12 protein-coding genes are annotated in these 14,729 nt (G+C 71.6%); 4 read left to right on the top strand and 8 right to left on the bottom strand.

The genetic code is table 11. From position 1 onward, the window contains the following. Positions 1–84: 84 nt before the first annotated feature. Positions 85–1,101 (top strand): glycosyltransferase, encoded by a 1,017-nt coding sequence (locus ACFZCY_RS37250; protein WP_391183758.1) that lies wholly within the window; start codon positions 85–87, stop codon positions 1,099–1,101. Between the two features lie 85 nt (positions 1,102–1,186). Here ACFZCY_RS37250 and ACFZCY_RS37245 read toward each other — a convergent pair whose 3' ends face one another. From ACFZCY_RS37245 to ACFZCY_RS37230, 4 genes are all read right to left on the bottom strand, one after another. After that, positions 1,187–2,818, bottom strand: coding sequence for an LCP family protein (locus ACFZCY_RS37245; RefSeq protein ID WP_391183755.1), 1,632 nt, complete (start codon positions 2,816–2,818; stop codon positions 1,187–1,189). A 67-nt stretch (positions 2,819–2,885) separates the two neighbouring features. Beyond that, on the bottom strand, positions 2,886–4,574 hold the full coding sequence (locus ACFZCY_RS37240; RefSeq protein ID WP_391183752.1) for an LCP family protein: 1,689 nt from the start codon (positions 4,572–4,574) through the stop codon (positions 2,886–2,888). Positions 4,575–4,804: 230 nt separating this feature from the next. Then, entirely contained in the window at positions 4,805–5,926 is a 1,122-nt protein-coding gene (locus ACFZCY_RS37235) for an LCP family protein (protein ID WP_391183749.1), read from the bottom strand. 230 nt (positions 5,927–6,156) lie between these two features. Then, a complete protein-coding gene (locus ACFZCY_RS37230; protein WP_391183746.1) occupies positions 6,157–6,900 on the bottom strand; it encodes a TIGR03089 family protein in 744 nt (247 codons plus the stop codon). Between the two features lie 126 nt (positions 6,901–7,026). Between ACFZCY_RS37230 and ACFZCY_RS37225 the strand changes: the two genes are divergently transcribed. Together ACFZCY_RS37225 and ACFZCY_RS37220 are read left to right on the top strand one after the other, a co-directional pair. Then, complete coding sequence (locus ACFZCY_RS37225; RefSeq protein ID WP_391183743.1) at positions 7,027–8,454, top strand: N-acetylmuramoyl-L-alanine amidase; 1,428 nt, start codon at positions 7,027–7,029, stop codon at positions 8,452–8,454. A gap of 72 nt (positions 8,455–8,526) precedes the next feature. Beyond that, complete coding sequence (locus ACFZCY_RS37220) at positions 8,527–9,627, top strand: sugar phosphate nucleotidyltransferase (RefSeq protein WP_391183739.1); 1,101 nt, start codon at positions 8,527–8,529, stop codon at positions 9,625–9,627. A gap of 31 nt (positions 9,628–9,658) precedes the next feature. Here the strand turns inward: ACFZCY_RS37220 and ACFZCY_RS37215 are convergent, their stop codons facing one another. The 4 genes from ACFZCY_RS37215 to ACFZCY_RS37200 form a co-directional block, all read right to left on the bottom strand. Further along, a complete protein-coding gene (locus ACFZCY_RS37215; protein ID WP_391183736.1) occupies positions 9,659–10,564 on the bottom strand; it encodes a DNA-3-methyladenine glycosylase family protein in 906 nt (301 codons plus the stop codon). Positions 10,565–10,752: 188 nt separating this feature from the next. Beyond that, positions 10,753–12,093 (bottom strand): coenzyme F420-0:L-glutamate ligase, encoded by a 1,341-nt coding sequence (locus tag ACFZCY_RS37210; RefSeq protein ID WP_391183733.1) that lies wholly within the window; start codon positions 12,091–12,093, stop codon positions 10,753–10,755. After that, a complete protein-coding gene (cofD, locus tag ACFZCY_RS37205; RefSeq protein WP_391183730.1) occupies positions 12,090–13,052 on the bottom strand; it encodes a 2-phospho-L-lactate transferase in 963 nt (320 codons plus the stop codon). Before cofD ends, ACFZCY_RS37210 begins: the two co-directional genes overlap by 4 nt. Positions 13,053–13,102: 50 nt before the next feature. Beyond that, the gene (locus ACFZCY_RS37200; RefSeq protein ID WP_361483744.1) at positions 13,103–13,627 is read right to left on the bottom strand and encodes a cysteine dioxygenase family protein; all 525 of its coding nucleotides are present in this window, start codon (positions 13,625–13,627) and stop codon (positions 13,103–13,105) included. A gap of 610 nt (positions 13,628–14,237) precedes the next feature. Between ACFZCY_RS37200 and ACFZCY_RS37195 the strand changes: the two genes are divergently transcribed. Further along, on the top strand, positions 14,238–14,501 hold the full coding sequence (locus ACFZCY_RS37195; protein WP_004952403.1) for a WhiB family transcriptional regulator: 264 nt from the start codon (positions 14,238–14,240) through the stop codon (positions 14,499–14,501). Positions 14,502–14,729 lie beyond the last annotated feature (228 nt).

Raw genomic sequence — 14,729 nt, 5'->3', positions numbered from 1 at the left:
CGCGTTCCGGTGCCTCCATTCGCGGTAACGTGGGCCCGCTACTGCAGTCTCCTGGGGGCGCGGCCCCCGAAACCCCGAGGTGCCATGCCCCCGCGTCAGCTCCCGGCCGTCTCCGTGATCATGCCGGTGCTCAATGAGGAACGCCATCTGCGCAATGCCGTGTGGCACATCCTGGAGCAGCAGTACGACGGTGAGATGGAGGTGGTGATCGCGGTCGGCCCGTCCGCGGACCGCACCGAAGAGATCGCCGCCGAGCTGGCCGCCGAGGATCCGCGGGTGACCACCGTGCCCAACCCCACGGGCCGCACTCCCGCCGCGCTGAACGCCGCGATCAAGGCGTCCCGCCACCCCGTGGTGGTGCGGGTCGACGGGCACGGCATGCTCTCGCCGAACTACATCGCGACCGCCGTGCGGCTGCTGGAGGAGACCGGCGCGCAGAACGTCGGCGGCATCATGCACGCCGAGGGCGAGAACGACTGGGAGCGGGCCGTGGCCGCCGCCATGACCTCGAAGATCGGCGTCGGCAACGCCGCCTTCCACACCGGCGGCGAGGCGGCCCCCGCCGACACCGTCTACCTGGGCGTCTTCCGCCGTGAGGCGCTGGAGCAGCAGGGCGGCTACAACGAGGAATTCATCCGCGCCCAGGACTGGGAGCTGAACTTCCGCATCCGCGAGGCGGGCGGGCTGGTCTGGTTCTCGCCCGAGCTGAAGGTCTCGTACCGGCCGCGGCCGAACGTGCGGGAGCTGGCCAAGCAGTACCGGAACTACGGGCGCTGGCGCCATGTCGTGGCCCGCTTCCACCAGGGCTCGATCAATGTGCGCTACCTCGCCCCGCCGACCGCCGTCGTGGCCATCGCGGCGGGCGCCGTGGTGGGCGCGGCCGTCACCCCGTGGGGGTTCCTGGTCCCGGGCGGCTATCTGGCGGCCATCGTCGCGGGCTCGATCCCGGCGGGGAAGGGGCTTCCGGCGGGGGCCCGGGTACGGATCCCGCTCGCGCTCGCGACCATGCACATGTCGTGGGGCTGGGGCTTCCTGACCAGCCCCCGGGCGCTCGCCAAGAAGGTCATAGCCAGCCGCCGCCCGGCGGTCATGGCGCCGTAGACCTCTACGTACGCATGCGTACGTATACGAAGGGGCCGGACCAGGTGGTCCGGCCCCTTACGCTGTTCGGCCTTACGTCGTGCCGTCAGAAGGTGTAGTTCGGGTTGACCGACATGCACGCCTTCTTGTCCTCGCCGTTGAGGGCGTCGGCGCTCTCCGGCGTCTTGTCGTCGTCGGCCGACCCGGCCTTCGGGTAGGTCGTGCCCGAACGCCAGTCGTTGCCGACCACCACGGTCACGTTCTGCACCGACTTCGAGGACTTCACCGCGCTCTTGGGCAGCCCCAGGGCCTTGGCCACGGCGAGGGCGTCGCCCTGCTCGGCCTCGTTCGGGTAGGCCACGGTGGTGTCGGCCTGCGAGATGAGCACCGTGTTCGCGGTGGCCTTGGTGTAACCGAGCTGCACCAGCTGGTCGGTGAGCACCCGGGCGCGGCCGGAGACGGGCCCGTACACCGTGGAGGCGGTGCCGTTCTGCACGGTGACCGGGACCTCGCCCTTGGGCGCGGTGGGGGCCGGGGTCTTGTCGGGCTTCTTCTTGTCCTTGCCGTCCAGCGCCGTGTCGTTGCGCAGCAGCGAGAAGGTCTGCTCGGCGTCGCCGGGCTTGGGCTCCACGAACTGCTCGTCCGCGCTGTACTGCCAGGGCATGGTGACCATCGTGGTGCGCTCGGTCGGCACCCGCTTCAGGTCGTTGCCCAGGTTGTACAGCTTCTTGACGTCGCCGAGGCCGTGGTCGACGGTCAGCGCGTCGGTGGCCGCCTCCGCCAGGTCCATCAGCTTGCCCGGGTCGCTGAGCTTGGTGCCCTGCTTCAGCTGGCGGATCATCGAGCTCATGTACATGTGCTGGGCCTTGGCCCGGCCGATGTCGGAGTTGTCCTCGAAGCCGTAGCGGGTCCGCAGCCACTGGAGGGCCTGGATCCCCTTGACCGGGTGGGTGCCCTTGGTCAGCCGCAGCCCCGAGCCGTGGCCCCTGCTGTCGTGCGAGTAGATGTTGTCCTTCACGCACACCGGGACGCCGCCGACGGCGTCCGCCATGGAGACCACGCCGGTGAAGTCGATCATCATGAAGTGATCGATGTATACGCCGGTCAGTTCCTTCCAGGTGGCCACCGTGCAGCCCGGACCGCCGTGCTGGAGGGACTGGTTGATCGCCGCCTGGGTCTTCGGGTAGACGTGCCCGCCGTCCGGGTCGGTGCACCGGGGGATGGTGACCCGGGTGTCGCGCGGAATGCTGACCACGGACATGTTGCTGCGGTCGGCCGAGACGTGCACCAGCATCTGCACATCGGCCAGCGGCTTGCGGTCGGCGTCCTGCTTGGCACCGCCGAGCTTCACGTTCTCCGCGGTGTTACGGCTGTCCGAACCGATCAGCAGGATGTTCAGCGGGGTCTGGCCCGCCGCGTTCGGCTCGGGCTTGCCCAGCTTGCTGTCGCCGAGGTCGAGGGCTTCCTTCCGCAGATTGCCGTTCAGGTGGTTGTAGTACAGGTAGCCGCCGGCTGCCGCGGCCAGTACCAGCACGGCGAGCGTCAGAGCGCTCCACCGCACCACACGCAACCCCCGGCTGCCGCGCTTGGCCGCCGGGCCGCCCCGGCCGCCGCCGCGGCGCCCCGCGTCACCGGACGCGGGGCCTTCCGCTCCGGGCGGGCTGTCATCCTCACCGGTGCCGCGAGGTTCGGGCACGGCTTGCCGCCGTCTCTCCCCCCGCACACTGCTCTGCCGCATCGGGCCCCTCCCCGTACTTCCGTGCTCGTCCGGACCGATGGGCGAGCGTGCTCACGGCCGGGAGTGGTCACTTGGCGCAGACGTTCTTGTCGTCGGCCTCGACCTTCTGAATGTCCTTCGGCGCCTTGGCCGGAGCGGAGATGGGAGTGCCGGCGCCCTTGTAGTCCGCGCCGAGCGTCAGTGTCATCTCCGCCCTCGGGGCGGCGTCCTTCGTGCCTTCCTTCATCGCGGACGCGGGCAGCCCCATGCTGTCGGCCAGCCGGCGTGCCTGGTCCGCCTGGTTGGGAGCGTACTCCAGAGTGGTCTTGTCGAGGTCTGCCGGAGCGTTTCCGCCGTTGCTGGTCAAGGGCATTCCCTCGATGTTCTGCATCCACTCGAGGGTTTCCTGGGCGGCGCCCGTCTGGCCGCTGCCGTTGAGGACCTTGGCCCTGACCTCCGCCGCGTCGGCCTTCGGCCCCTTGAGCCGGGCCGCCTGCTTGTCCTTGGCCGCCTTCTCCTTCTGCTTCACCTCGGTCAGCGACACGTCCTGCCGGACCATGGCGAACAGCGGCTCGGCCTTGGTCTGGTCGAGCAGGACCGTCGCGCCGTCGGTGTTGTCGACGACCGGGACCGTCGTGAAGGTCATGTTCTTCAGATTGATCTTGCCGAGTTCCTTCCCCAGCGTGACCAGCTTGTCGACGGTGCCGATGCCGGTGTCCACGGTGAGCGCCTTGGTGGCGGTGTTGGCCAGGCCCCACATCTTGCTGGGGCTGCTGAGCGTCCCGTTCCCCTTCATCTTGCGCATCATGGAGCTGAGGAACTGCTGCTGGAGCTTGATCCGGTCCAGGTCGCCGCCGAAGCCCACGGAGTGCCGGGTCCGGACGAACGCCAGCGCCTGCTCGCCCTTGATGTTGTGATTGCCGGCCTTCAGCTTCAGATGCGACTTGGGGTCGTCGATGTCCTTGGCGAGGCAGACGTCGACCCCGCCGACCGCCGTGGACATCGACTTGACCGCGTTGAAGTCGGCCATCATGAAGTGGGTGATGTCCAGCCCGGTGATCTTCTCGGCCGTCTTCATGGTGCAGCCGGGGTCGCGCTCCTTCTGCCCGAGGCTGGTGTTGAAGCGCACCTCCCGCTGGCCTCGGATGAACTTCTTCTTCCCGTCCTCCTGCTTGCTCTCGCAGTCGGGGATGTCGGTGATCATGTCGCGCGGAATGGACAGCACCGTGGCGTTGGTCCGGTCCTTGGAGACATGCATGACGAGGGTGGTGTCGGCATGGCCGACGCTCCCCGCGTCGCCGTAGCCCTCGTTCCCCTTGCCGTCGCGCCGGTCGGTGCCGATGAGCAGGATGTTCATCGGCCCGTCGGTGACCGCGGCGTTGTTCTCGCCGATGTCCACCTTGCTGATGTTCCCGTTGAGGTGCTCATAGACGAAGTACGCCGCGGCCGAGCCGCCGACCAGCACGAAGGCCAGGGTGCCACTGCCCCAGTACAGCGCCTTCTTCGTCTTCGACTTCTTCGGCTTCGGCTTTCTCCTGCTCGCGGGTGCCGCCGCCTTCTCCGGCTCCCGCTTGCCCGCCGCCCGCCTGCGTCCCCGCGGCTCGGACTCGGGGGCGCGGCGGCGGCCCGTGCTTCTGGGGGCAGCGTGGGGCTCGGCGGCCGCGGCCGTCTCCCCAGCGGGGTTCAGCCGCAGCTCATAGTTGCCGGTGTTCGGGTCGAACACCCACTGATCGGCGGGGTCGATGTCACCGTCCCGCCCATGGCCTTGCGCGTCCACGGTCGCCTGTGTCCTCCGTCGGTGCCACGCGGGCGCCTCCCCCTCAAGGCGCTCGGTCCGTCTTCATATACAGTGCGCGGTCACATCTCGGAGCGCACCGGATCGCTCACACTATCCGCCCGGATCCGCGTCAAGCGACGCCGGTGACACATTCCACTTCCCTACAACTGGGCAATCTGCCCAATCCTTTCGAGATTCTTCACGAGTCAGGGCCTCGCCTTTACCGGCCTTTACTCACAGATGTCACGAGCCGCCGTGGTCCCCTGGTACGGAGCGCGGTCCACACCCTTGGGGTCCTCACCACTGGTGGCCGTGACGGCGCGGGTCACCGACACCGGGCGGTCCAGGCGCAGTTGCCGGAACAGCCGGTCGGCATCGGGCTGGACGAGTTCATCACGGTTCTTGTTGTACGTATACGGCTGTCGCGGAATCGTAAGAAAACGGATCTTCTCACGCGGGATGTCCCGCACCCCGCGCACCAGCCCGTAGAGGTCCTTGAGGGTGTCCAGCCCCGGATCCGTGGTCAGCGCGGACGTCGCCGCGTTGAGCACCGGATACAGCTTCGCCGGATTGAGCAGCACACCATTGCTCTGCACTTTCTTCACAAGGGAGCTGAGGAACTCCTGCTGGCGGGCGATGCGCTCGGTGTCGCTGCCGTTGCCGATGGAGTAGCGGGCGCGGACGTAGCCGAGCGCCTTCTCCCCGTGCAGGACCTGACGGCCCGCCGGCAGCTTCAGATGCGCGTCGTCGTCGTCGACCGGCTCCGTCAGGCACACCTCCACGCCCCCGACCGCGTTCACCAGCTTCTTGAAGCCGCTGAAGTCCACGATCACGTGGTGGTCCACCCGGATCCCGGTGAGCTTCTCCACGGTACGGATCGTGCAGGCCGCGCCGCCGAACTCGAACGCCCAGTTGAACTGGGCGAACCGGGCCGCCAGCCGGCCGCCGCCCTTCGGCCGGTCGCAGTCCGGGACGTCCACCATCAGGTCGCGCGGGATGGAGACGGCGGTCGCGCTCTTCCCCCCGGCCTGGAGGTGCAGCAGGATCGTGGTGTCCGAGCGCTGGGTGCCGGTGTCCCGGCCGTACTTGCCGTTCCCCTTGCCGCCCCGGTTGTCGGAGCCGATCACCAGGATGTTCTGCGCGTCGCGGACCATCGACACCGGCCGCTCGGCCTCGTATTTCCGCAGCTCGTCGGCGGTCCGGGTGTCGGTGCGGATGTTGCGGTCGAGGCGCTCGTAGAACCACCACCCCGTCCCGGCGACCGACAGCACCAGCAGGGTCGCGCCCAGCGCGACCACGCGCAGCCAGCGGCGCCTGGGTCTCGGCGCCGGCTCTTGGCCGTCAGTCGTCACGTCCGCGTCCTCCCACCCCGCCTCCCGCCCGGCAGCGGACGGGAGCGGTATCGCGTGCTGGGCCGATCATTGGGACAGACATGCGAACCCCGCACATGGTTGTACGTATCCGTCGATCATCGCGCGGGGTGCACGCCGGGGCGCGCGGGCTCGGCCCGGCGATCCGCCGTACGGGTCAGACGGACCGCCGGGCCGTGGGCTTCTGCGGGGCTGCCGGGGACGAGGGGCGGCTAGACGGTGACGCGCTCGCTCTCCCGGCGCTCCGCGAGCCCCTTCTCGTCCAGCTGGTCCAGATGGCGGCACAGCACCACCGAGCCGCCCGCCGCCAGCGGCGCGTACAGCCCGTACGACAGCCCCTCCCAGCCGTCGTACGGCAGCCCCGACAGCACCCGGGAGCCCGGCTCCAGCCCGTGCGCGGCCGCGTCCGCGCGCGCCCGCTCCACCAGCTCCGCGCCGGTCAGCTCCAGTCCGCCGACGGCCAGCGCGGGCGCGTCCGGGTCCACCGGGGCGTACGGCGCGAAGCGGTCGCCCTGGCTCGGCACCTCCACGGCGTAGTCGGCGAAGCCCTGCGGCGGCTGCGGGAACCGGCCGCCCAGGGGGCGCAGGGCGAGCGCCATCCGCTCCCCGGAGCACGCGCGCGCCTCCTCCAGGGTGTCCGGCCCGCTCACCACCACATCGGCCGCGGCCGGGTCGCCGTCGACGTCCGCGAGGACCCCGACCGACGAACAGGCCAGCAGCCACACCGCGGTCTGCCAGTGCGCGGGCAGCAGCAGCGCGACCCGGTCACCGGGGGCTACGGCCAGATCGTCCTGCAGCAGGTTGGCGGTCTTCGCCACCCAATTGGCGAACGTGGCCACGGAGAGTTCGACGCGCTCGCCCGTCGCGTCGTCGTAGAAGGTCACGAGGGGGCGCGCGGGATCCGCGGCGAGCGCGGATCGCAGCAGGTCGGCGGGGGTGCGATCGGTGGCGTTCATCCGCGCAAGGGTACGCGCCCCACCCGTCCGGCGGAGTGGGCGCCGAGGGCCGGGCGACTGGTCCGTCGGCCCTTGACCGCGCGTCCGAATAGACAGTTGTGTCACGATATGCACAGGATTTTCATCATGCGTGGATTCCTTGCATCCTCGGTCGGCGTCGTGTGCACCGCCGCCCTCGCCCTCCCGTCCGCCCTGGGCACCGCACATGCCCGGGCCGACCACGCCGACCGCGCCGCCCTCAGGGGCGGCACCCAGTCGCTGCCCCTGCTCCCGGTCGACCGGGGGCTCCCACTCGACCGGGGCATGGCGGCCCCCGGCGCCGAGCGGCAGCTCGCCGCCCGCGATGTATCCCCCTTCTCCCTCGTCGGGGTCGTCTGGAACGACGCCTCCGCCGACCTCCCCGGCCACATCCAGGTGCGCACCCGCGCCGCCCGCACCGGCGCGTGGTCCGCCTGGCGCGACCTCCAGGCGTACGAGGACGACGCGCCCGACCCGGCCCCGGGCGCCTCCGACGGCGGCGCCGGGCATCCGCGCGGCGGCACCGCCCCGCTGTGGGTCGGCGACTCCGACGGCGTCCAGGCCCGTATCCGCGCCGCCCGGCCCGCCGGCGCGGTTCCGGCCAGGCTCCCCGCCGGGCTGCGGCTCGAACTCGTCAACCCCGGCACGGCCCCCGCCCCGCCCCCGGCCCACCCCACCCCCGCGCAGCCGGTCAGCCCGCACCCCACCGCCGTCCCGCACTGGCACTCACACCCGCACCCCACCGCCGCCGCGCAGCCGCGCCCGCAGCCGCATCCCACCGGCGGTGCCGCGTCCCCCACCGCCCGGCCCGCGACCCCGACCCCGACCCCGCGCCCGTCCGGGGCAACCCCGCGCCCGTCCGGGGCAACCCCGCGCCCGTCCGGGTCGGCCCAACTCCCCGCCGGCCAGGCCGAGGCCGGCGCCGTCCGCCACACCGCACCCCGGCCGCGCATCATCACCCGCGCCGGATGGGGCGCCGACGAGACGATCCGCGAGAGCGGCTACGTCTACAGCAAGACCGTCAAAGTCGCCTTCGTCCACCACACGGTGACCGGCAACAGCTACACCTGCGCCCAGGTTCCCTCCGTTTTGCGCAGTATCTACCGCTACCACGTCCAGAGCATGGGCTGGCGCGACTACGGCTACAACTTCACCGTCGACAAGTGCGGGAACATCTACGAAGGCCGCTCAGGAGGCGTGGCCAAAGCCGTACTCGGGGCGCACACCCTCGGCTTCAACCAGAACAGCATGGGCATCGCCGTCCTCGGTACGTACTCCACCAAGAGCCCCTCCGCCAAGGCCATGAAGGCCCTCTCCAAACTCGCCGCATGGAAACTCGGCCTCTTCAACCGGAATCCTCGCGGCACCACTCATCTGGTGTCCGGCGGCGGGAACAGGTACGAAAAGGGCACCAACGTGAAGCTGCGCGTCATCTCCGGACACCGCGACGGCTTCGCCACCGAATGCCCCGGAGAGCGCCTGTACAGCAAGCTCGGCTCCGTACGCGGCACAGCCGCCCGGCTCCAGGGGCGCTGACAAGGCGCGGTCCGGGCTTTTGCATACACTGGCCGCCGACCACGGGGAGCCAGAGCAGGAAGCAGAGACTACGTGACCAAAGCGCCAGCAACGCCGGAAGCGATCCTCCTGGTCGGCGGCAAGGGAACGCGGCTGCGCCCGATGACGGTGCACACTCCCAAGCCGATGGTCCCGGCGGCCGGCGTTCCCTTCCTGACCCACCAACTCGCCCGCGCCCGCGCCGCCGGGGTCGAGCACATCGTGCTCGCCACCTCCTACCTGGCCGAGGTCTTCGAACCGTACTTCGGCGACGGCTCCTCCCTCGGGCTCCACCTGGAGTACGTCACGGAGGAGGAGCCGCTCGGCACCGGCGGCGCCATCCGCAACGTCGCCTCCCGGCTGCGCTCGGGCCCCGACGACCCGGTGCTCATCTTCAACGGCGACATCCTCACCGGCCTCGACATCCGCGCCCTCGTCGAGACCCACTGCCGGGCCGGGGCCGACGTCTCCCTCCACCTCACCCGGGTCAGCGACCCCCGCGCCTACGGCCTCGTGCCCACCGACGAACAGGGCCGGGTCACCGCCTTCCTGGAGAAGCCGCAGACCCCCGAGGAGATCGTCACCGACCAGATCAACGCGGGCGCGTACGTCTTCAACCGCTCCGTGATCGACGCCATACCGGCCGACCGGCCCGTCTCCGTCGAACGCGAGACCTTCCCCGGGCTCCTCGCCGAGGGCGCCCACCTCCAGGGCATGGTCGACTCCACGTACTGGCTGGACCTCGGCACCCCGCAGGCCTTCGTCCGCGGCTCCGCGGACCTCGTCCTCGGCCGCGCGCCCTCCCCGGCCGTCCCGGGCCGCTGCGGCGACCGCCTCATCCTGGAAAGCGCCACCGTCGCGGGCGACGCCAAGCTCACCGGCGGCACGGTCATCGGGCCGCAGGCCCGGGTGGGCGCGGGCGCGCGCATCGACGGCAGCACGGTGCTGGAGGGGGCCGTCGTCGAAGAGGGCGCCGAGGTACGCGACTCACTGATCGGCGCGGGGGCGCGGGTCGGCGCCCGTACGGTGCTGCACGGCGCGGTGGTCGGGGACGGCGCGCTGGTGGGCCCGGACAACGAGCTGCGCGACGGGGTGCGGGTGTGGTGCGGGGTGGACATCCCGCCGGGTGCGGTGCGGTTCTCCTCCGACCAGTAGCCCGTGTGGTTTCCGGGCGCGGTGCGGGTGGCTACATCGCCCGGAAGTCCCGTACCGCGAGACGCGGCGCGCGGCGGGGCGGCGTACGGCCCGACAGCAGGATCAGCCGGACCGCCCGGTGCCGCTGCCCGGCGTACGGGGCGAGGAGTTCCAGCATCGCCGCGTCGTCCGTACCGCGTTCACCCGTGAGCGCGTAGCCGACGATACGGGGCAGATGCAGATCCCCGACCGTGATCGCGTCCGGGGTGCCGTTGCTGCGCTGCAGGGTCTCCGCCGCCGTCCAGGGGCCGATGCCCGGGATCAGCTGCAGACGCCGGGAGGCGGCGTCGAGATCCATGGCCGCGGCCTCCTCCAGCCGCCGGGCGACCCGCACGGCCCGCAGGATCGTCGCCGAACGCTTGCCGTCCACGCCCGCGCGGTGCCACTCCCACGACGGGATCAGCGCCCAGGCACGCGGATCGGGCATGACCCGCATGCGCTCCATCGGCCCCGGCGCGGGCTCACCGTGGCGCTGCAGCAGCAACCGCCAGGCCCGGTACGCCTCGTCGCTGGTGACCTTCTGCTCCAGGATTGAGGGGATCAGCGACTCCAGCACCAGCCCGGTGCGGATCAGCCGCAGCCCGGGGTTGCGGCGGTGCGCCTCGTGGACGAGCCGGTGCCGCGGGGTGAACGCGGACGGATCGTCGTCGTCACCGAGGAGGGCGGGCAGCCGGTCGAGCAGCCATTCGGCCCCCGGCCCCCAGGCCTGGGCCTCGACGCCCCTGCCGTCCCGCGCGATCCGAACGGTCCCGGGCCCCTCCGGGGTCCGGCTGGCCCGCCAGAACGCCCCGTCCGCGTCGACGCGGAACGCCGGGTCTCCCGGGCCCCGCTGCAGCACTCCGAGGTTCCGCGCGAGGTCGTACGCGCAGGAAGGCACCCACACACGACGTCCCACCACGCCCGCCACCCTAAGCCCCGCCCGGAGGCCGGTGGACGGCGGCCGGGCCCGCCCCCGCCCACCACGACCGCCCCGCACGCACCCGCACCCCGAAAACGCACCCGCACAACCCCCACACCGGCGCGCACCCCCACCCCGCGCGCCCTGAAACACAACCGCGGCCGACACCCGCGCCCCGCAGCGCAGCGCTACCGCACCGCCACGAACCCGTCCACGCCGCGCTCCGGCCGCGCCGCAGGGGCCGCCGCCGGATGGCCCACAGCGACCGCGCCCATCGGATCCCAGTCCTCCGGCAGGTCCAGCACCTCCCGCACCACCGGTCGGCAGAACATCGTCGACGACACCCACGCCGACCCCAGCCGCTCGCCCGCCAGCGCGACCAGCAGGTTCTGCACCCCGGCCCCGGCCGCGACCACGAACATCTCCCGCTCCGCCGCGTTCCGCCGGGGGTCCGGATAGGTGTGGGCGCCGTCCGCGACCAGGCACGGCACCACCAGATACGGCGCCTTGCGCAGCACGTCCCCGCGCCGCACCCGCTTGGCGATGGACTCCTCCGAGAAGCCGTCACCCCGCAGATCGGCGATCCAGGCGTCCCGCATGGCGTCGAGCAGCCGCCCCCGCGACTCCTCCGACTCCAGCAGCACGAACCGCCACGGCGTCGTGTGGTGCGGCGCGGGCGCGGTGACGGCGGCGGCCACGGCGCGCCGCACGGCCGCGCCGTCCACCGGCTCGTCGGTGAACTCGCGGACCGTACGGCGCAGGGTCACCGCTTCCCGTACGGCCTCCGAGGTGCCCAGCCGGAACATGTCGTCGGCGGCGCCGCGCACCAGCGGCCGCGCCCCCGCGTCGGACTCGTCATCGGCGTCGACCACGTGCGGCAGCCCCCGCAGCACCGCCACCGGCAGCCCGTCGGCCTTGCCCTTGACCAGCTCCCCGGCGGCGGCCAGCTCGTCGGCGGTGGCGACGACGGTGACGCTCAGCGCGTTCCCGTGGGTGTCGGTGCCGCCCCGCAGGTCGTCCAGGACGCGCACCCCGGCCGCGCCGATGGCGACGTCGGTGACCCCGGTGCGCCAGGGCCGCCCGAAGGTGTCGGTGACGATGACGCCGACGTCGACGCCGAGCGCGTCCCGCAGTCCGGCCCGGATGGCCCGGGCGGACGCGTCGGGGTCCTCGGGGAGCAACAGGATGGTCCCGGCGGCGGTGTTGGAGGCGTCGACTCCGGCGGCGGCCATGACCAGGCCGTGCCGGGTCTCGACGATCCGGGTGCGCCCGCGCCGCGCGACGACCCGGACGGTCTCGGCGTCTATGGCGGCCTCGCGGTCGTCGCCAGCGACGACGCGCCCCTCCGCCTTGCTGACGATCTTCGAGGTGACGAGCAGGACGTCGCCGTGCGCGAGCCCCGGCAGGCCGCCGGCGGTCGCGGCGTCGGCGATGAGCTTGGCGAGGTCGTCACCGGGCCGCACCTCGGGCAGCCCGGGGAGGGCCCAGACCTGGTACGAGGGCGTCTCCGACGAGGGTGATCCGCTCATGCCCGGACCTCCTCGGCCAGCGCCAGCGCCTCGGTCGCCATGCGCGCGGTGGCCTCGGTGTCGGTCATCATGAGCGGGATGGCCCGGCAGCGGATCCCGGCGGCCTCGACGTCGTCGACCGCCCCGGCGTCCACGGTGTCGACGAGCCAGCCGTCGAGCAGCCCGGAGCCGTAGTGCTTGGCGACGGCGGCGGCGGTGGATTCGACGCCGACGGCGGCGAGCACCTTGTCGGCCATGCCGCGCACGGGCGCGTCGCCGACGATGGGGGAGAGGCCGACGACGGGCACCCCGGCATCGGCGATGGCCTCGCGCACTCCGGGGACGGCCAGGATGGTGCCGACGCTGACGACGGGGTTGGACGGCGGGAAGAGGACGACGTCGGAGTCGGCGATGGCCTCCAGGACGCCGGGCGCGGGCTTGGCCTGGTCGGCGCCGACGGGCACCACGGCGTGGGCGGGCACGGAGGCGCGCATCCGGACCCAGTACTCCTGGAAGTGGACGGCCTTGCGGCCCTCGCCTTCAGGGTCGTCGATGAGGACGTGCGTCTCGACGCGGTCGTCCGTCATCGGCAGCAGCCGCACACCCGGCTGCCACCGCGCGCACAGCGCCTCGGTGACGGCGCTGAGCGAATAACCGGCGCTCATCATCTGCGTACGGACGATGTGGGTGGCGAAGTCCCGGTCGCCGAGGCCGAACCACTCGGGCCCCACGCCGTACGCCGCCAGCTCCTCCTTGACGGCGAAGGTCTCCTCGGCCCGGCCCCAGCCCTGCTCCTCGTGGATGCCACCGCCGAGGGTGTACATCACGGTGTCGAGGTCGGGGCAGACCTTGAGGCCGAAGAGGTGGATGTCATCGCCGGTGTTGCCGATGACCGTGATGTCGGCGTCGGGAACCGCCGCCATCAGACCACGGAGAAAACGGGCGCCGCCGATGCCGCCTGCCAGAACCACAATGCGCATGAGGGACAGTCTTGCAGTCGGCTACGACATGGGAACCGTGCGGGGCGGGCTCAGCGCAGGACGTCGAGCGCTCCGGGGGCGGCCGTATCGGCGGGCGTACCGGCGGTCCGGGCGGGATGCGGCGGCATCTCGGTGAGGCCGGGGAAGTAGATGTGCAGGCTGACGGCGGGTTCGAGCGCGTCGTTGACGACGTCGTGCACGTATCCGGGCGCGAAGACGCGCTGCGCTCCGGCGCGCAGCGTATGCCGTGCGCCGCCGTCCGCCCCCACGCGCTCGGTCAACTCACCCTGGAGCACGGTGAGTACGCCGGAGGAGCGCCCGTGGTCATGTGCTCCGCTGCCCTGGCCGGGCACCCAGCTGAGCAGCCACACCTCATAGCCGGGGCCGGTGCGCAGCCGGTGGTACCAGCGGGTGGTGGCGTCGTACCGGACGAGCGGCGCCCAGCCGTCGCGGTCGGCGGCGATGTCGCGGGCCAGTCCGGCGAAGCCGGAGACGGTGGTGGGGTGCGCGGGCGCGGGCGGCAGCAGATGCGGGATGGCGAGCGGGTCACCGGCGATCTGGACGTCGCTGTTCATGTGAGGGTTCCTCGGCGGGAAGCGCGGCGGTGCGCGAAGCGGAGCTGTGCGGGGTGACGCAGGGAGACGCGAAAGAAACGCGAGGGAGAAAGCTGGAGCCTCAGATGGGCATCAACAGCTGGAACAGCGACAGCGAGCCTGCACGGCGCAGCGGAACCCGTGGTCACGGGTCGACTGGGGCGCGTGGGTCACTGACATGAGGACAAGGACAGCGGGTCCTCGCCGTCCTGTCAACTTGATCACCGGCCTGGCGGAAAACGTCACCACTTCCGGTCGATGTGGAAGCAGGAAGGTTTGTGCCGGCGTTAGCCGGACACATGGCGCAGCACCCGCTGCCGAGTGCAACGGGAACGGTGTCCACGGCGTCCTCCACGGTGAGTGCGAGGAGGAACCGGGGCAGCGGAGGGAAACGTGTCGCGTTTAGGCCGATTTGAACACTTTCCGCGCAGCCTTGGTTCCGCAGAGTGAATAAGAGGCCCAATAGCAGATCTCGGCTTGACTGGCCCGGATCAGCGCACTTGTAATTTCACACGTGTCGTTCTGCCGGTCGACCGACGGCACCAGGGCACGGGGACGGCACCGGGGACGCATAAACAGACGAGGGGCGCACATGACCGAGTTGTTCCAGCAACTGCTGGTCGAAGAGGCGGACGAGGAGCTCGGTTGGCAGGAGCGCGCGCTGTGCGCCCAGACCGATCCCGAATCGTTCTTCCCGGAAAAGGGCGGGTCCACGCGCGAAGCGAAGAAGGTCTGCCTGGCCTGTGAGGTCCGTTCCGAATGCCTCGAGTACGCCCTCGCCAACGACGAACGCTTCGGCATCTGGGGCGGCCTCTCCGAGCGGGAGCGCCGCCGGCTGAAGAAGGCAGCGGTCTGACACATCCCCACAGCTCACGGCGGGCTACGCGCGAAGCGTCCCGTCCCCTGGAGGGGCGGTGGTCGGGCGACAGACGGGCCAGCGACGCGAAGCGTCTCCGTGAGGGGCGGTGGTCGGGCGACAGACGGGCCAGCGACGCGAAGCGTCTCCGTGAGGGGCGGTGGTCGGGCGACGGGTGGGGGGACGGCCGGGTACGCAGCCGTTAGTGTGGGGGCCCGTCCGAGGCGC

It is taken from the genome of Streptomyces sp. NPDC007983 (assembly GCF_042958345.1).
Lineage (GTDB): Bacteria > Actinomycetota > Actinomycetes > Streptomycetales > Streptomycetaceae > Streptomyces.
The sequence above is the reverse complement of the archived record's forward strand: the minus strand, read 5'-3'. Positions and strand labels throughout refer to the sequence as shown.